The following is a 19,571-nucleotide window of genomic DNA, read 5'->3' on the forward strand; positions in this document are numbered from 1 at the left end:
GTACTGATCGTGATGTGACTTGATTCATCTTTCCATCTCTCGTCCTTTTTTAAAGAATATACATTTCCCAGTATCTCATCTCTTCATCACATCTAATTCATAAAAAAGTATAACGCACGACAAAGTTCTTCTTGCTATTGGGCTAATCAAGTAGACAGTGTCTTCTCGTATGCAAAAGAGCCTCCAAAGCCGCTGTAAAACGCGGCTCTGAAGGCTCACAAACAATTGAATTATAGTAAATCCACCAATGTAAGACACCCCTAAGTAAGCTTTGGCACTCACTTATTCATGAAACAGTCTCTTGCATTTAGCGATTTTTACGTACAAATTTAGCCGTTCCGCTGTTGGACTTGCCCTTCTTCCGCGCCGCTTTATCTGCGGATTTAGCCTGCTTACGCGCTTGCGCGTTCGGCTCGCCGATAAAGATGCCGCTCTCCGAAGTGGTCTTGCGTCCCTTCTTGCCGCCCGTCATCTTACCACGACCTGAGCGATAATCGCCGCCTCGACTGTTATCTGACGCACCGCCAAAGCCGCCTGGTCCGCCTCTTCGGCCATAACCTCCGCGACCGGAACCAAAATCAAAAGCGCCCTGCGCACGTTTAGCTTCTCGCTCCGCGTTGTCGATCAAGTTATCCACCCAATTGGCATCATCAGATGGGGAAGCTGAACGGGATGATTCATCCCGTTGACCTCCACCTTGGCCAAATTGAATGCCGTTCTTGCCCTTAGCAGGTTTATGGCCTCCGGAACGCTTCTCATAAGGATTAACGGATCCTTGATGATCCCGGTGTCTGCCGCCTGTACGGCCGCTGCCCTGACGTTCACGGTGACCGGATCTATTCAACCATTCCTCGCCTGCATTGTCCTGGTGTCGCTCTGGATATGCATCTGCAGGAAACTGGGACGGTAGGCTTGCGTCCTCACCCTGAAGCTCACGGCCATCTCGACCTCTGCGATCAGCGCGTATACCTTCGGCTTGTCGCCCTTGTCCGCTGTGGTCGCGACGGAATCCAGCATCGCTTTGCCCGCCTCGGCCTGAACGTCCGCCTGGCCCACCATTGCCGGTCCCACGGTTACCTTGGCCAAACTGGCCTCCGCTGCCTTGACCGCGGCTATCACGTCCGCGACCGCCTGCACTGCCTTGGCCGTCACGAGCACCGCGGCCCCCTTGGCCAGCTGCACTGCCGCCTCGGGCTGGTCGTCCGCCCGGCCCGCCATTTCCGCCACCTCGACCTACACGACCGGACTGGCCGCCGCTGTTGTGGCCATCACGTCCACGACCTGCGCCGCTTTGATTGCGTCCATCTCGACCACCGTCACGGGACTCACTCCGGCCACGCTTACGGCGCTCAAAGCCGAATTCGCGTCCTGCGCCCCGATTGCGCGGCGAACTGTCAGCAAGCTCAAAGTCAATCGTATGGTCATCCATGCTTACACGTGCCACACGAATCCGAACAGCGTCGCCAATCCTGAACATATTGGACGTACGCTCGCCAAGGAGCATCATATGCTGCTCATGGAAATGATAGTAGTCATCCGACATTTCGCTCAACCGGATTAGACCCTCTACCGTATTCTCAAGCTCAATAAACATTCCAAAGCTGGTCACACTGCTAATAATGCCGTCAAATTCTTCTCCGACTTTATCCAGCATGTATTCTGCTTTCTTCATCTGCTCCACATCACGTTCGGCGTCTACCGCGACACGTTCACGCTCCGATGATTGCTTGGCTATATCTGCCATACGTGCCTGCAGCTGCTCATGCCGCTTCTCAGGCAGTGCACCACCGTTGTCGATTACCTCACGCATGACTCGGTGAATGACTAAGTCAGGGTAACGGCGGATCGGCGATGTGAAGTGCGTATAATACTCCGCGGCCAATCCGAAATGACCTGTGCTCTCTGCATCATATTTCGCTTGTCGCATCGAACGCAGCATCATCGTGCTAATGACAGTCTGCTCCCGTGTTCCCTCAATCTCTTCCAATAGAGATTGCAGAGCCCGCGGATGAACCGAATTCCCTTTGCCCTTTACAACATAACCAAAATTGGCAGTAAAGGTCATAAAGCTAAACAACTTCTCGCTGTCCGGCTCTTCATGAATACGATAAATGAAAGGTACGCGCAGCCAATGGAAGTGCTCTGCCACCGTTTCATTGGCGGCCAGCATGAATTCCTCAATCATCTTCTCTGCAATTGAACGTTCACGCTTCACGATATCAACAGCTTTGCCCTCTTCATCTACAATAACTTTCGATTCTTCGAAGTCAAAGTCAATTGCACCGCGGTGCATCCGCTTATCACGCAGCTTTATGGCAAGCTCTTTCATCAACATAAAGTTGTCGACCAAATAAGCGTACTGCGCGCGAACATCCGGGTCTTCGTCCTCCACGATCTTGCGGACATTGGTATATGTCATCCGCTCTACCGTACGAATCACACTTGGGAAAATATCGTGCTTTACCAGCTTGGCCTTTTCATCAAATTCCATCTCACAAGACAGCGTCAACCGGTCCACTCGCGGATTTAAGGAACATATCCCATTAGATAGACGATGCGGCAGCATTGGGATAACTCTGTCAACCAAATAAACACTGCATCCGCGTGCATAAGCCTCTCGATCCAGTACCGAACCATCCGGAACATAATAGCCGACATCTGCGATATGAACCCCTAACTTGTAGTTACCGTTAGGCAGCTTCTCAACGTTTACGGCATCATCTAAATCTTTTGCATCCTCGCCATCAATCGTTACGATTGTTAATCCCCGCAGGTCACGCCTTCCCTGGCTAATAATTTCTTCTTCACTAATGGCATTCGGCACCGACTCCGCTGCCTCCATCACTTCACCGGGAAACGCTTCCGGGAGTTGGTGCTTGCGGATAATAGACAATATATCAACGCCTGGGTCATCCTTATGCCCAAGAATCTCGGTTACTTCCCCTTCTGCCGCTGCACGTCCTTCCGGATAATTGACGATTCGAACAACAACTTTCTGCCCCGTAACCGCACCTAGAAATTTATCCTTCGGAATAAACACGTCCCGATTAATTCGACGATCATCAGGAATAACGAATCCATAAGAGTCTAGATTTTGAAATACGCCAACAACCTGCTCAATGGCCCGCTTGACGACACGAATCACTTCGCCCTCCATGCGGTTACTGTCGGCTGCCTTGCTTGTAACTCGCACCAGCACGATATCCCCGTGCATTCCCGTCTTCAAATCATTCGCGTGAATATATACATCAGGATGCCCTTCCTCATCCGGGATTAGGAAGGCAAATCCCTTCGCATGCGCCTGCAGCCTGCCGCGCAATAAATTCATCCGTTCAGGTACCCCGTAGCGGTCTGAACGGTTTCTAATAATATGACCGGACTCTTCAAGTCCTGTTAATGTTTTCAGCAGTTCTTTAAACGCCGCCGCATCCGATATGTCAAAATGCTGCTCTAATTCCCGATAAGTCATCGGCTTGTAAGCCAATTCACGCATAAAGTCCAATATCTGCTGTTCTGTTATCATTCCTTCACCTCGCACCCTGCCTCTTCACCCACCTGCACAGTATACCAATATATATCTTAGTATACACGAAATTATTTGCTGACATCCGTGCGAATGAACAGCTTACCGTAAAAGGGCTCATACCACATTCCCCTTAGTCTATTTCCCCACAATGACGTAAATAAAAACAGCCGCTTTTTCACATCTTAAAAACACAAAAAAAACGGAAACCTGTGGTTCCCGCTTCTTGTTATCCATAATTATTCCATTCGCAACTATGCTTTAACGAAATAAGCCACGATCAAAGCTACGATAAAGAATCCAGATGCCAATCCAACTGTTAATCGTTGTAATACCAAATCCATACCGCGTGCTTTTTGCTTTCCAAATAAATGTTCCGCACCGCCGGAGATGGCGCCTGAAAGACCAGCACTTTTACCCTTTTGCAGAAGTACCACGCTAATCAAGCCGACCGAAAAAATAATGAGCAATATTTTGAAGAAAATTACCACGATTCCACCTCCTAATGGTTGCCTCATAAGAACGTTCACGAAAAGCTATAAGCTTAAAAACAGCATTATTATTGTAACATAGGAACGCCTGTCACACAAGTATTGAACATGATAGCAAACGAACACAACTTAGATGATCCACAGCCTATTGCTGTGCTTGTTCAAGTCCTTATCCAAGCCACAACATGAAACTTCACCTATGTGCAGTAACCCTATATTTTATCCTCAGATTGAAGCTTACTCTTCGGAACCTGATTCCACGAGACGAAGTCCATTGTGGCGCAATGGGCCTACGTATTGATTCAGAGGGAACGAATAACGAATCGCCTCTGTAATAAAGCGCTTAGCTGTGCGGATGCTTGCTACCACATCATAGCCCTTAGCCAGTTCTGCCGCAATCGCTGCGGAATACGTGCAGCCTGCCCCATGTGTATACGTTGTATCAATAAGGTCCGCTTCCAGAATCTCAAATACACGACCGTCGTACAGTACGTCAATTGAAGTCGGGAGGCCGATCTTGGAACCGCCTTTCACAAGCACATACTTAGCGCCTTGTTCATGAATGCGAACAGCTGCCTGCTTCATATCCTCTAACGTATGAATCGGAGCAGTACCAGCCAATTGCGCTGCCTCAAACAGATTCGGTGTCACTACCGTTGCCTTTGGCACAAGCACGTCACGAAGCGCCTCATTTGTCTCTGGGTGCAAAGCTTCATCGGCGCCTTTACAGATCATCACCGGATCTACGACAACGTTTGTTATCTTATGCTTCTCAATTGTACGTGCTGCCAGTTCAATAATGCCAATCGAACCCAGCATCCCCGTCTTCATCCCTTGAATGCCAACAGACAAGATCGTCTTTAATTGCTCTTCCACAGTAGACAACGCGATCGGGAACACGCGATGTGCCCACTGATCGTCTGGATCCATCGCAACAATGGTCGTAAGCGCAGTCATCCCGTATACGCCGCGCTCCTGAAAAGTCTTCAGATCGGCTTGAATACCTGCGCCGCCGCTGGAATCCGAGCCTGCAAGTGTGAGTACTTTATTAATCGGTTTCATTTGATCGATACCCCTTTATTGCATCATATCTTCCCATTATAACCGATTATAATGCCAATTCCTGCAGTAACCAATTATTTTTCTACAATGTTGATGCTTCCCGCATCTGCACGCACCTGAATCACTTGATCGCTTTTCCCTTTCGAAAGGGGGACTTCCACGCTGCCAAAATTAGAGCTTGCAATATAAGAACCTTCATACTGTGGTGAAACTATAATCTCGATACTTCCGAAATTGCTGCTCACTTTAGCGGAATGTGGCAGTTTCTGCTCCATAAAAATGCTGCCCGCATCGGCCTTTACCGTAACCGGCTGCGTCGTATCAATCAGATCGATAGTCCCAAATGCAGAGCTGGCATCCAGCTTGGCATCTACGTTATCTGCAACTACTTTTCCTGCATCTGAGCTTAATGTAGCTTGTTGACCCTGCACTTCTTTAACGATCACACTTCCCAGTTCGCTTTTCACCGTAAGGTCATTAATTTTCCCGCCCTGCATGGTAAACGTTCCAGCCGATACTTTGCCGTTCATTTGTTCCAATATAAACTCCTTAGAAGCATGTATCACAATACTATGCTTGCGATCATACGTCCCCAGATTCATCAATCGTATCCATTGCAAGTCATCATTATGCTTATAATTAAGTTCAAGTGTCTGATTCTGTACCGACGTATGAGTGATCTTCTTGATCGTCTCTTCAGGAGCCTGACCTGACAACTCAATCTTGTTCTGACCGTCCAGCTTCCAAGTGACGTCAACTGCTCCCTCGTTCGCCATAATCTCTATTCGCTTAAGGTCAGCTCCGATCTCTATACTGTGCTGATAGCTTGGTAGCTGAGACTTAAATATCTTATCCATGCCGAAAAATAACATGCCGCCCATGCCAACCACGATGCAGCCTATTGCAAAAATATTAAGCAGTACTCTCTTCACTTATCTTCTCTCCCTTCCCACGTTTGCGATCCAATGTAAATAAGCGAGATTCAGCTTTCCATATAAGCGGCATATCGCGGCTATTGCCTGAGCTAATAGAATACCGATACCAAATCCAACTATATACATGCTTAATTCCGCTCCAAAGAAAGTAGCACCAAAGCTAAGCTTTAATATATAGGCAAACGGCGCTAGCAAAAACCCTAACGAAGCTCCGATCAATCCAATACATACACCCCAACCGCTGATTAACAACGGAATAACAATAATACTCACAAAAAATGCTCCGATTACGCCAAACACTCGACGTGAAACCACGCCTGATCGTTCTTTCTGTGGGTAGTAAGGAGGCATTTCATGCATCGGAGGCGCAGCATGCGGCGGGCCATAATTAGAATCCCCATAAAACGGTGGTGCCTGATTGTGTGCTTGCTGGTTGAACGGCTTTATATCTGATTCTCCCATAAGCTCAACGGCCAATTCCTCGGGGTCACCTAGTTCCTTGGCAATCTCCTCATCTGTTCTGCCTTGTTGTTTGCCAAATTCAAAGTGTGCATCGTATTCATCCAATATTTCATTTCTATCCTTCTCCGGCATGGATATCAGTCCAAGCTTGAGCTTTAACATAAAGTATTCTTTATGCACCTGACTTCACCCCTAAATCTATTAAATTGAACATCATTACGTTCAGAACAGATATGTGCTCGATATTCTCGTGTACTTCCATAATCTAATCCTTATCCTATTCCACTTGATTCTTCACTTCGTTCTTGTTCATTCTCGCTGCCTGATTTCTCTAACAAAGTTGTCACTCCACTGACAAAGCTCTGCCACTCCGTCACAAGCTCATTCATATAGGCCTTGCCCTCAGGAGTCAATGTATAATATTTACGCGGCGGGCCTTCCGTAGATTCTTGCAGATAGGTCGTACAATGGCCATCTGCGACCATCCGCCGCAGAACCGGATACAGCGCACCTTCTGCTACCTCCACATGTTTGGATATTTGTTGGGCTAGTTCAAAGCCGTAACGATCTCGTTGGTTAATTAGTACCATTACACACAGACCAAGCACGCCTTTCTTAAATTGAATGATCTCCTTCAATTAGCTTCCCCTCCTTTACTTTCAGCACAATGACAATGACATTTCGCACCTGTTAAGCTGTCGTTGTAACAAGATATGCGTCCAAAAAAGTTATCGAACGTTGTATTTATCATTCAGTATTGTTTATTGTACAGTAGCTAATATTGATTATATCGAGACTTCACTTTTCCAACAAGTGGTTTTCCACAAAACTAGCCTCAGGTCTAGTGTATTTGCGACTCCAGTCTCGTCATTTGTTATTGTTCCTGACATCATATTACCGCAGTGTAATTGAACACTTTACTCCATATAATCCTATTCCTTCTCATATTGCGCTAGTCTCTTTCGATACCTATCTCCTTTTGATATGGTTATCATCTGAAAAAGCTATCTTAAATAAATCGAACTTTTTGATAAATTCGTTCAAATGTTTAGTATAATAGAGCCGTTTCCAGTATTCACTAACAAACACTTGAAAGCGCAATAATTGGATGGATGAACATATAGGGAACTACAATTTTATCCCTAACAACAGGATAGATAACATGAGGAGGTCATGATCCATGTCGGTTGGAACGTCTAACCGGGGGTCGGCTTGGGAGCAGTATTATGGCCCGAACCTTGGATACGTGCAAGAACAATACGAAGAGTATGTAATCAATCCTGAGGCGGTAGACGCACAATATCGGGAGCTGTTTGAACAGTACGGTCCGCCTCCAATGGATTCGTATAGTGAGCCAGCTCATTCAGCTGCATCGACTGCAGCTGTAAATAGCAGCACGTCTCCTATCGGGGAGGCCCAGCTTCAGCAAGCTGTAGCCGTCTCAAAGCTTGCTGATCATATCCGTCATTTTGGCCATTTGGCTGCAGACATTGATCCACTCGGTGCTGATTCAATGCCGTTGCTGCAGCGTTTCGAGCCCGAGTCCTACGGTCTGACACGCGAACAGCTGCAGTCGCTCCCGGCATCATTGGTCTGGAATGAGCCTCCGGCAAACGTCCGTACCGCATGGGACGCCATCGAGCAGTTAAAGAAGTGCTACACTCGTACAATTGCTTACGATTTTGGCCATGTTCATGACGTTAATGAGAAACGCTGGCTGCGTGCACAAGCGGAAACCGATTCGATTGAGCTGACAATTGATGAGAAGAAGAAGCTGCTCAAACGTATGATTCAAGTCGATCTGTTTGAAAAGTATATGCACAAGACCTTTGTTGGCCAGAAGCGCTTTTCCATTGAAGGAAACGATGCGCTTGTGCCAATGCTTGACGAGATTGTACTGTCCTTCGCTAAAGACGGCGGAAAGCACATCTTGATGGGAATGGCGCACCGCGGACGCTTGAACGTACTGGCTCACGTGCTTGGCAAGCCTTACGGCGCCATCTTCTCGGAATTCCACCATTCACCGAACAAAGACTTGTACCCATCTGAGGGTTCCACAGGCATTAACTTCGGCTGGACGGGCGACGTTAAGTATCATCTCGGTGCAGATCACGATTTCGAGCAAGATCAATTGCGAACTACCATAACACTTGCGAATAACCCGAGCCATCTCGAATATGTAAACTCGGTAGTTGAAGGCTTTGCCCGTGCTGCACAGGAAGAACGCAGCAGCCAAGGATATCCGGTTCAAGATACCGATCGAGCATTAGCTGTCCTTATGCACGGCGATGCAGCATTCCCTGGCGAAGGTATCGTTGCCGAGACACTGAACTTTGATAAGTTGCGTGGATTTCAGAATGGAGGCACCCTCCATTTTATCGTCAACAACCGGATTGGCTTTACGACGGAAAGCTCGGATTCACGTTCCACCCTATATGCAAGCGACCTAGCCAAAGGATATGAAATTCCGATTCTGCATGTGAACGCAGATGATCCTGAAGCTTGTATTGCAGCCGTGAGAATGGCATTTGAATATCGTGATACGTTTAAGAAAGACTTCTTGATAGACCTGATCGGCTATCGCCGTCATGGTCATAATGAGATGGATGACCCAAGCTCAACGCAGCCGCTTGTATATGAGAAAGTCAACAAGCACCTGATCGCTCATCAAATATATGCGGAGAAGCTGAAGCAATCGGGCGTTCTAACAGAAGCAGACGTTCAACAGATGAAGGACGACGTTGAAGCTACATTTCAGCAAGCATATGAGAAGATGCGGGAACGGACAGCAACAGAATATCGCAATCAGAGCGATAAGCTTCCACGTGCAAATGCTCCAATTCCGACAGATACGGGCATAGCCGTAGAGCAATTACGTGAGCTAAATGAGGCTTTGATTCAGCATCCCGAGTCATTTACGCCTTATCCAAAGCTTGACCGTATCTTGAAGCGCCGCGCGGCAGCCTTTGTGGAAGAAGACAAGGTAGACTGGGCTTTGGCGGAAACACTCGCCTTCGCTTCCATCCTTGCAGAAGGCCAGCCAATTCGCCTGAGCGGCCAAGATGTGGAACGCGGAACATTCGCGCAGCGCCACCTGATGCTGCACGATCCAACGAATGGCAGCAAGTATTGCCCGCTGCACTCCATTCCGCAGACAAAAGCTTCATTTGCTATACACAACAGCCCGCTGACTGAAGCGGCAGTACTCGGCTTTGAATATGGTTATAACGTCTTTGCACCTGAGACACTTGTGATCTGGGAAGCTCAATATGGGGACTTTGCCAACGTAGCGCAGGTCATATTCGATCAATTCATTGCCGCTGGCCAAGCGAAGTGGCACCAGTATTCCAATCTGGTCATGCTGCTCCCGCACGGCTATGAGGGTCAGGGACCAGAACACTCCAGCGCAAGACTGGAACGTTACTTGCAGTTGTCCGCTAATGGCAACTGGATGGTTGCCAACTTGACGAGTGCAGCGCAGTACTTCCACCTGCTTCGTCGCCAAGCTGCGATCGGTGGAACCCTGCAAGCACGTCCGCTTGTTGTCATGTCACCGAAGAGCCTGCTGCGTAACGCTCGCAGCGCGACACCTGTTGCCGCTTTGACGGAAGGAACCTTCCGTCCGATTCTGGAAGAACCGCTGCTCGGCAGCAAGCCTGCTAAGGTGCAGCGTCTGCTCCTATGCTCAGGTAAAGTGGCGCTCGATCTTGAAGCTGAATTGGAGAATTACCCAGACCAAGACTGGAGCTGGCTTCATATCATTCGTGTAGAGCAGCTCTATCCGTTCCCAGAAGAAGAAATCACGGAAGTTATTGGCCGTCTCAAGTCTTTAAAAGAAGTGATGTGGGTACAAGAGGAGCCTCAAAACATGGGCGCTTGGACGTTTATGGAATCTAGACTGCGTGCACTGCTGCCTAAAGCAGCATCACTTGATTATATCGGACGAGGCGAACGTTCTAGCCCTGCTAGCGGCTACGCGGATGTGCACAGCCACGAACAACGTCAGATCGTCCATAAAGCATTAAAGCTGCAGCAAGCTTAATCATACGCGCATTGAACTCAAGGGGGTAGCCATCGTGGCAGAAATTAAAGTACCTGAACTAGGCGAGTCCATAACAGAAGGAACTTTGCATAAATGGCACGTGAAGCAAGGTGAGGCCGTGAAACAAGGCGATGTACTTGCCGAACTTGAAACCGATAAGGTCAATTTGGAGATTAGCGCAGAGGAAGACGGCGTTCTAGAGCAAATTCTTCGTCCAGACGGCGAAAATGTTCAAGTTGGTGAAGTCATTGGGGTTATCCGTGCTGGAGGTAGTGCAAGCGCACCAGTTGAGGCGGCTGCAGCTGTGGCTCCACAACCAACCGAAGCCTCTGCACCAAGTGCTGCTGTCCCTGCTGCAGTACCGACACCGGTGGTACCTGCTGCTGACAATAGTGACACTTACGCGACTCCGCATGCACGCAAGCTCGCTCGTGAACAGGGCATTGACTTGCGAGAAGTGCAAACACGCGATCCGCTCGGACGGATCAAGCAGGAGGATGTTCAGGCACAAGCTCGCTTGAACAGCGTACCTGCAAGTGCAGTGGCAGCACCTCGTCCGGCTGCAGTTCCACAAGCAGCTAGCTCCGCATCGGAAGCGGCTGCACAAGCGGGCAAACCGGTCGAAGTTCGCAAAATGTCGCGTCGCCGCCAAACAATTGCCAAGCGGCTCGTAGAAGCGCAGCAGTCCGCTGCGATGCTGACAACATTTAACGAAGTCGATATGACAGCAATTATGGATGTGCGCAAGCGCCGCAAAGATAAGTTCAAAGAAAAACATGATGTGAACTTAGGCTTTATGTCCTTCTTCACCAAAGCGGTAATTGGTGCGTTAAAGGCATATCCGCTCCTTAATGCCGAGATTGCTGGCGACGAACTGCTCGTGAAGAAATATTATGATATCGGCATTGCTGTATCCGCGAAGGAAGGCTTGGTTGTCCCTGTCGTTCGTGATGCAGATCGCCTAGGCTTCGCTGATATCGAGAAGCAGATTATCGATCTGGCCGGCAAAGCACGCGCCAACACGCTAGCGATCTCTGATCTGCAAGGCGGCACATTCACCATCACCAACGGAGGCGTATTCGGCTCCCTGCTGTCGACACCAATCCTAAACGCTCCTCAAGTTGGTATTCTGGGTATGCACAAAATCCAATTGCGTCCAGTTGCTATTGATCAAGAGCGTATGGAGAACCGTCCGATGATGTACATTGCACTCTCTTACGATCACCGCATCGTAGATGGTGCGGAAGCGGTCAGCTTCCTAGTCAAAGTTAAAGAATTGCTTGAAGATCCTGAGTCATTGCTGCTGGAAGGATAGGCAGCATAATAGGAGAATTGCTTAACCTTGATCTTAGAGCATTCTCTATGTGCACATAAATGGCTGTCCACTAAGCAGAAATATAGCTTAGTGGACAGCTTTTTTGTATAGCAAAAAGAAGCCATTCCCTAGTCTTCGATGACATAGAGAATGGCTTCTTATGCTAAAGCAGCTTATTTCGTAGCTGGCTTCACAGGCTTAGCCGGTGTTGCTGGTTTACCTGATTTATCTGATTTATCTGATTTGCCTGGTGCTGCTGGCTTAGCTGGTGTTGCTGGTTTACCCGATTTATCTGATTTACCTGGCGCTGCTGGCTTAGCTGGTGTTGCTGGTTTACCCGATTTATCTGATTTACCTGGCGCTGCTGGCTTAGCTGGTGTTGCTGGTTTGCCTGGTTTATCTGATTTACCTGGTGTTGTTGGCTTAGCTGGTATTGCTGGTTTAGCAGGCGTTGTTGGCTTAACTGGCTTCTCAGCTTGTACTGGCTTGGACAAATCTATGGAATATTTAGCAAAGCCACTTTCAAGCACGTTAATAAATTTGATTTTTGATGTGTTCTTAACAAACTGCTTAGCTTCTGGAGCAGAAGTAAAGGTCACATTAGCTTTTCCATTTATAGGTGCAAACGTCCAGTTGTTATCTGCTGCTGGATTGATATTTTTTTGGCTTAGAATGTAATCAATCACTACTTGACGGTTTTCATCTGGGGAATCGATGATAATGTTTTTGCCATCCAGACCAGGGAAAGCACCGCCACCGCTTGCACGATAGTTATTTGTTACGACAATATACTTGTCTGTCGCTTTAACAGGCTTGCCTTTATACGCCAAGTTTTTAATACGGTTGGCATTTTTGTTGGCTACTGTACCATCAATGGCATATTTATTCGGTTGTGTAACATCGATTTGATAAGTAACACCATCGATCACGTCAAAGTTATAAGTAGGGAACATTTCGTTTACAAGCGGCTGTTCTTCTTTTTTCTTCACATCGATCTGGTTGAACTGGCCAGCAGAACGCTCCAGCCACTCTTTTACCTGGGACCCGTTGATCAGCACCGCTTTGAGCGTGTTCGGATAAATGTAAAGATCAGACACGTTCTTGATAGCAATCGTTCCTGCAGGGATGTTGGAGTAGTAGCTTACACCATTACGACCGCCTGCTTTGAATGGCGCGCCTGCAGACAGCACAGGAATTCCGTCATATTCCGTACCTTTAATATTTTTCTCTACAAACCATGTTTGTGCATTGGTTACGATTTGAATAGATGGGTCATCTTGAACAAGTGCAAAGTAGCTGTAAATAGGAGAAGTTGTTTTCCCTACCGCAGAACGCACCCATTTTACAGTATGATCGTGTTCATCTTTTACCGCATCCAAAATAGATGGGTCTGCATCAGCAAGCGACGCTTTCTTCGCTTTATCATAAATAGGAACTGCTTTGGTAGCGGACTCAGCCACTTTCCATTTTCCATTCACTTGTGTTAATGTCAGGTCAATTACGCCCAGATTGTTGCCCCAGTAACCAGGCATAACCGCAGGTTTACCGTTAATGGTTCCCTTGCTTGCATCAACACCTGGGATACTATCAAAACCAGGTCCCGGGAACACAAGATGGGAATGTCCAAACAGGATAGCATCGATGCCATCAATCTTACTCAACTGGTAACTAGCATTTTCCAAGTTTGCAGCCGTCTCTACAGGGCCTAGACCGGAGTGAGGAACCGCAACGATAATATCAGCACCCTTTTGTTTCATTTCAGGAATGAATTTGTTAGCGGTTTCTAGAATGTCTTTAGCTATAACCTTGCCTTCCAGATTAGACTTGTCCCACATCATAATTTGCGGAGGAACAAAGCCGATGACGCCTACTTTCAAAGTAACCTCTTTACCACTCTCATCTTTAAATTTGCGTTCAAGGATTTGATAAGGTGTAAACAGGTTTTTGTCATTGTCCGGATTTTTATCCTTATCGTCTGCATAGACGTTTGCGTTAATATAAGGGAACTTAGCACCTTTCAGGCTGCGGTTCAGATGGTCCAGACCAAAGTTAAATTCGTGGTTACCGATATTCCCCACATCATAGTTCAGCAGGTTCATCGCTTTATAAACAGGGTGAGTCTCACCATCTTTTAACGGATCGATCTTGGCAACATAATCACCAAGTGGGTTGCCTTGTAGCAAGTCTCCGTTATCAATAAGGATGCTGTTTGTTGCTTCATCTCTTGCTTTCTTAATTAATGTAGCGGTTTTCGCCAGGCCGAATTCGTCGGTCACTTTGTCCTGGTAGTAGTCATAGTTAACGATGTTGGTGTGAAGATCTGTCGTTTCAAGCAGACGGAGCTTCAGGATCGAACTGTCCTCGGCTTTTACCGATGTAAGGGGGAAAGACAAGGCCCCAACCACCAAAGAGGTACTGAGCAGAAAAGCAGTCAGCATTTGCTTGCGTGTTTTTTTCATGTGTGAATTGACCTCCTATATGTATACAAATGCCAAGCAGAAATAGTGTAGCACCTGCAACTTATAATTGGTAGATAACTAAATGAATAAAGCGCTAAAATTTGGGTTTCTTCTGTAATGTATGGGTAAATAATTTTTAAAATTTATCACAGATGAGCTGTGTACCTCCTACATATAGTATAATTTCTTATTATTTTGAACTATCCGTATTACACAATAATTACCCCGTTCTTGTTAACGTCGTCCTTTGTTGCCAGCAATTCCTCTTGATTAAGCGGCTGTATTTACTCTTGGTCAATCTAATTATGAAAAAATATGATTGAAAATTTCCTTGAACCTCATCACTGCTAAATTTAAATTTATATATATACAATTATATATATCTGAATATATAGACATGAGATCATTTTATTTGTATAATCCGAATACATACTAATAAATACTAACTTAGGAGAACTGACATGAAGAAAACATTTTTACCTGTATTATTATCACTATTATTGCTAGTTTGTTTTGCCCCAAGTGTATTTGCATCCAATACTATAGAAAGATGGGAACAAAAAAATGATTTTCCTGTTTCCAGACTTTATCCTCATGTTGCAGTCGCTAACCAAACCATATACGTAATTGGAGGCTCCTCTTCTGGGTATACTGGCTTTTCTAATAATGTATATGCATATAATTCTAGTACTGACTCATGGATAGAGAAAGCTCCTATGCCAACAGCAAGATATGGAGCAGCAATAGCTGTTGTAAATGATTTAATTTACGTAATTGGAGGTAAGGATCGAAACGGCTATACTGCTATCGTTGAAGTTTACAATCCTAAAACTGATACATGGTCAAGCAAAGCAAAACTACCTGCTACAAGAACTTACACTTCCGGAATTGCATTTAACAATAAAATTTATGTTATAGGAGGGTACAATCCTTCAGGCTCAAATTCCAACACCATTTACGAGTATAATACAGATACTGACAGTTGGATTGCAAAATCAAATATGCCTTCCGCTAGATCTGGTATTGGACTAGCTATCTTAAATGGAAAAATCTACGCCATTGGTGGAGAAGAAGCAGGTAGCTCGAATTCTCAAACAAGTAAAGTTGAAATCTATAATCCTGAAACAGATACTTGGGAGAGTGGAACACCTTATCCTGAATCTGCTATATATATTGGCGCAACAGAACTAAATGGTAAAATATATGGAGTCGGGGGAGGCAAACCTACAGGCAATATCAAAATAAATTCAGTCTATGAGTTTGACCCGGCGAAAAATGAGTGGTCCAAAAAATTAGATATGCCTACAACAAGGAGATCAGGTGTTGTATCTTTTAATAATGCGGTTTATTCCATAGCAGGCGAAACGACTACTGCTAGTAATAAAGTTGAAGTATATTATCCTGGAGTAAGTGATGAATCTACTGATCCTACTAACCCGACCGATCCTACTGATCCAGAACAATCTAAAGGTAATCGTGCCATCCTTACCATTACATTGACAACTGGTTTGGAAAAAGAATTTGATTTGTCGATGGACGAAGTTAATTCCTTTATCTCATGGTATGAAAATAAAAACGGTGGTAAAGGTACAGCATCTTATGCCATCAATAAACATAGCAATAATAAAGGTCCATTTACCAGCCGTAAGGACTATGTAATTTTTGATAAGATTTTGACGTTTGAAGTAAGCGAGTATACAGCTAAGTAAAATATTAAGGAGCTGCTAAGTTGCAGCTCCTTAATATTTTGTTCCTAATTAAAAAGATCCTTTAAAAGTATTATTCTTCAAGCAAACAACCTTATTTTACAGTCTTGCTCTTACATATCATTCCCCTCATAACATGCAATCCGATAGAAATGATAGCAAACATCCTCATTATTAAGCTTTGGAAAGTAGTACATCAAAATAAACAATTCAGAACCAATCTAAAACACTTGAACAATTCAATTCTTGAACATAATCTGCTTCGGGAGACTGCCATTGATATCAATTATTGACTTAAATGAAATCTCAATAAAGGATGCTACACCACTTGGCTTTACTCTCGCTGATCACCTATTATGGTATAGCTTGCTTATCAACCACCACAATACGATGAAGGATTAGCGCAAGGCAGTTTTAGCTTCTAACTGTTTAATATACATAGTTATCTAAGCAAGCCGCTCGAATTAAGCTAAAGGTAGACTATAGATGCATTATCCCTACAGGGATTCAATATTCTAGCGGGGTACTTTGCGGATCAGGCATTTGTATTTTGAAATATTATAAGATAATATAATTGGTCAATTAGCTGTATCCTTATCCTTTAAAATAAAAAAAGGGATACCCCTAAGTAAATAACTACTTAAGGATATCCCTTGCTGCGTATAACACTCGCTTATTCAGCGAATTACTTTCTCAAGTTGTAGAAAGATTTCAAGCCGTCATAGCGAGCAACTTTACCCAACTCGTCTTCGATACGAAGCAATTGGTTGTATTTCGCAACACGGTCCGTACGGGACGGAGCACCTGTTTTGATTTGACCTGCATTTGTTGCAACTGCGATGTCAGCAATTGTGCTATCTTCGGACTCACCAGAACGGTGGGAGATAACTGCTGTGTAACCAGCGCGCTTAGCCATTTCGATAGCATCGAATGTTTCAGTAAGTGTACCGATTTGGTTAACTTTAACCAAGATGGAGTTACCGATTCCTTTTTCGATACCTGTAGCAAGACGTTCTGTGTTTGTAACGAACAAGTCGTCACCAACCAATTGAACTTTGTCGCCCAATTTCTCAGTGAGCAATTTCCAACCATCCCAGTCATCTTCGGACATACCGTCTTCGATTGTGATGATTGGATATTTTTCAACCCAAGAAGCAAGAAGGTCAACATACTCAGCGGAAGTGTAGGATTTGCCTTCACCAGCAAGTGTGTATTTACCGTCTTTGTAGAACTCAGTGGACGCAACGTCCATACCCAAGAATACGTCTACACCTGGTTTGTAACCAGCTTTTTCGATCGCTTCGATGATCGTAGTGATCGCTTCTTCGTTAGAGTTCAAGTTCGGAGCGAAGCCGCCTTCGTCACCTACAGCTGTGTTCAAGCCTTTGGATTGCAATACAGATTTCAAGTTATGGAAGATTTCAGCGCCCATACGCAGTGCTTCTTTGAAGTTAGGAGCACCTACAGGAAGTACCATGAACTCTTGTACGTCGATGTTGTTGTCGGCATGTTCGCCACCGTTGATGATGTTCATCATTGGAACTGGCAATTGTTTTGCGTTGAATCCACCCAGGTAAGTGTACAATGGTACATCCAATGCGTGTGCAGCAGCACGAGCTACAGCCATGGATACCGCAAGAATTGCGTTAGCACCCAATTTGCCTTTGTTATGTGTGCCATCCAATTCGATCATCAGACGGTCAATTGCTACTTGATCCAAAGCGTCCATACCGATTACTTCTGGTGCAATGATGTCGTTAACGTTTTTAACTGCGTTCTCAACACCTTTACCCACGTAACGGCCTTTGTCGCCATCACGAAGCTCTACAGCTTCATGAGCGCCAGTGGATGCGCCAGAAGGTACGATTGCACGGCCAAAGCCGCCGGATTCCAATTTAACTTCAACTTCTACTGTAGGGTTGCCGCGGGAGTCCAGGACTTCGCGAGCGTATACGTCCATAATCATTGTCATGATCGATACATCTCCTTTTATGCTAATGTAATCTATTATCCCACATGTCGGGTGGACATGTCTGTTACTTTTTCAACATCGACTTACCTGTCATCTCAGTTGGCTGCGGCAATTGCATCAGATCTAGAATCGTTGGTGCAATGTCAGCCAGAATGCCTTCTTCACGCAACTCGAAGTCATTCGAGGTTACGATAAATGGTACAGGGTTCGTTGTATGTGCCGTGAACGGGCGACCTTGCTCGTCGAATACCATATCAGCGTTGCCGTGGTCCGCCGTAATCAAGCAGACGCCACCTTTCGCCAATACCGCTTCAACAACTTTGCCCATACATTCATCCGTCGCTTCAACCGCCTTAATGGTTGGTTCCAGCATGCCGGAATGACCCACCATATCAGGGTTCGCAAAGTTCAGGATAATCGTATCGAACTGGTCAGAGTTGATCTCGTTCACTGCTGCTTCCGCAACTTCATATGCACTCATTTCGGGCTGCAGATCATAAGTAGCCACTTTAGGCGAGTTAATCAAGACACGTTTCTCACCTGGAAGCTCCACATCACGACCGCCGCTGAAGAAGAATGTAACGTGCGGGTACTTCTCAGTCTCAGCAATACGCAGTTGTTTCTTGCCATGTTGGACAAGGACTTCGCCAAGCGTATTATCGAGTTCTTTCGGAGAATATGCTACATATCCGCCAACTGTCTCCGAGAAGAGGGTCAAGGCTACAAAGTGCAAGTTTCTAGGGAACTTAGGTCCACGGTCGAATCCGCGGAAGTCTTCGTTCGTAAATACTTGCCCCAATTGAATTGCGCGGTCCGGGCGGAAGTTCAAGAACACGACGGAGTCGCCGTCTTGCACCAAACCAACCGGTTGATCATCCTCACCAACAATAACAGTCGGCATTACGAATTCATCGTATACCGAGCGTTGATAGGATTCTTCTACCGCTGCGATTGGATCGCGGTATTTAGGTCCATCACCGTACACCATGGCACGATAAGATTTCTCGACGCGTTCCCATCGTTTGTCGCGGTCCATTGCATAATAACGGCCTTGAACCGTTGCAATCTGACCCACGCCAACTTCAGCGATCTTCGCTTGCAATTTCTCGATGTAACCGCGGGAGCTATCAGGTGCAACGTCACGGCCATCTAGGAAGGCGTGAATGTATACTTCTTTCAGCTCTTCGCGCGCACACAGATCCAACATTGCGAGCGCATGATCAATATGGCTGTGAACCCCGCCATCAGACAACAAGCCGTAAATGTGCAGCGCCTTGTTGTTTTCTTTTGCATACTTAACTGCACCAAGAAGCGTTTCGTTGGAGAAGAAATCCCCTTCGCGAATCGACTTGGTAATCCGAGTCAAGTCTTGGTATACAATGCGGCCAGCACCAATATTTAAGTGTCCAACCTCAGAGTTCCCCATTTGCCCTTGCGGCAAACCTACTGCTTCACCGCAAGCAGTCAAAGTTGTATGAGGAAACGTGCTCATATAACGGTCGTAGTTCGGCTTATTCGCCTGTGCAACAGCATTGCCGACCACAGTATCGCGAAGTCCGAATCCGTCCATGATGATAAGTGCTACAGGTCTAGGTGCGGACATC

The 19,571-nt window shown here is 46.0% G+C and carries 12 protein-coding genes; 3 read left to right on the forward strand and 9 right to left on the reverse strand.

The annotated features are described in order from the left end of the window. Nucleotides 1-307 precede the first annotated feature (307 nt). From rnr to MH117_RS15340, 6 genes are all read right to left on the reverse strand, one after another. Nucleotides 308-3,523: a ribonuclease R gene (gene rnr / locus MH117_RS15315; RefSeq protein ID WP_239329729.1), complete on the reverse strand. Its 3,216-nt coding sequence runs from the start codon at nucleotides 3,521-3,523 to the stop codon at nucleotides 308-310. A gap of 254 nt (nucleotides 3,524-3,777) precedes the next feature. Next, nucleotides 3,778-4,014, reverse strand: a complete 237-nt coding sequence (gene secG, locus MH117_RS15320) for a preprotein translocase subunit SecG (protein ID WP_239329730.1) — start codon at nucleotides 4,012-4,014, stop codon at nucleotides 3,778-3,780. A gap of 237 nt (nucleotides 4,015-4,251) precedes the next feature. Then, nucleotides 4,252-5,076 carry a pyridoxine/pyridoxal/pyridoxamine kinase gene (pdxK, locus tag MH117_RS15325; protein ID WP_239329731.1) on the reverse strand — a complete coding sequence of 275 codons (825 nt, stop codon included), beginning with the start codon at nucleotides 5,074-5,076 and terminating at the stop codon, nucleotides 4,252-4,254. A 74-nt stretch (nucleotides 5,077-5,150) separates the two neighbouring features. Then, complete coding sequence (locus MH117_RS15330) at nucleotides 5,151-6,008, reverse strand: DUF4097 family beta strand repeat-containing protein (protein WP_239329732.1); 858 nt, start codon at nucleotides 6,006-6,008, stop codon at nucleotides 5,151-5,153. Continuing rightward, nucleotides 6,009-6,653, reverse strand: a complete 645-nt coding sequence (locus MH117_RS15335; protein ID WP_239329733.1) for a DUF1700 domain-containing protein — start codon at nucleotides 6,651-6,653, stop codon at nucleotides 6,009-6,011. A 92-nt stretch (nucleotides 6,654-6,745) separates the two neighbouring features. Beyond that, entirely contained in the window at nucleotides 6,746-7,111 is a 366-nt protein-coding gene (locus MH117_RS15340) for a PadR family transcriptional regulator (protein ID WP_239329734.1), read from the reverse strand. A 542-nt stretch (nucleotides 7,112-7,653) separates the two neighbouring features. On the opposite strand from MH117_RS15340, the gene MH117_RS15345 reads away from it, so the two are divergent. Both MH117_RS15345 and odhB read left to right on the forward strand, forming a co-directional pair. Further along, complete coding sequence (locus tag MH117_RS15345; protein ID WP_239329736.1) at nucleotides 7,654-10,515, forward strand: 2-oxoglutarate dehydrogenase E1 component; 2,862 nt, start codon at nucleotides 7,654-7,656, stop codon at nucleotides 10,513-10,515. Between the two features lie 34 nt (nucleotides 10,516-10,549). Beyond that, entirely contained in the window at nucleotides 10,550-11,830 is a 1,281-nt protein-coding gene (gene odhB / locus MH117_RS15350) for a 2-oxoglutarate dehydrogenase complex dihydrolipoyllysine-residue succinyltransferase (protein WP_239329738.1), read from the forward strand. 173 nt (nucleotides 11,831-12,003) lie between these two features. On the opposite strand, the gene MH117_RS15355 is transcribed toward odhB, so the two are convergent. Beyond that, a complete protein-coding gene (locus MH117_RS15355; protein WP_239329740.1) occupies nucleotides 12,004-14,289 on the reverse strand; it encodes a bifunctional 2',3'-cyclic-nucleotide 2'-phosphodiesterase/3'-nucleotidase in 2,286 nt (761 codons plus the stop codon). 461 nt (nucleotides 14,290-14,750) lie between these two features. Between MH117_RS15355 and MH117_RS15360 the strand changes: the two genes are divergently transcribed. Further along, nucleotides 14,751-15,998, forward strand: a complete 1,248-nt coding sequence (locus MH117_RS15360; RefSeq protein ID WP_239329742.1) for a Kelch repeat-containing protein — start codon at nucleotides 14,751-14,753, stop codon at nucleotides 15,996-15,998. A gap of 682 nt (nucleotides 15,999-16,680) precedes the next feature. Here MH117_RS15360 and eno read toward each other — a convergent pair. Continuing rightward, nucleotides 16,681-17,967, reverse strand: coding sequence for a phosphopyruvate hydratase (gene eno / locus MH117_RS15365; RefSeq protein ID WP_239329744.1), 1,287 nt, complete (start codon nucleotides 17,965-17,967; stop codon nucleotides 16,681-16,683). Nucleotides 17,968-18,031: 64 nt separating this feature from the next. Next, nucleotides 18,032-19,570, reverse strand: a complete 1,539-nt coding sequence (gene gpmI, locus MH117_RS15370; protein ID WP_239329746.1) for a 2,3-bisphosphoglycerate-independent phosphoglycerate mutase — start codon at nucleotides 19,568-19,570, stop codon at nucleotides 18,032-18,034. Nucleotide 19,571 lies beyond the last annotated feature (1 nt).

This window comes from Paenibacillus sp. ACRRX (assembly GCF_022346885.1).
Taxonomy (GTDB): domain Bacteria; phylum Bacillota; class Bacilli; order Paenibacillales; family Paenibacillaceae; genus Paenibacillus_B.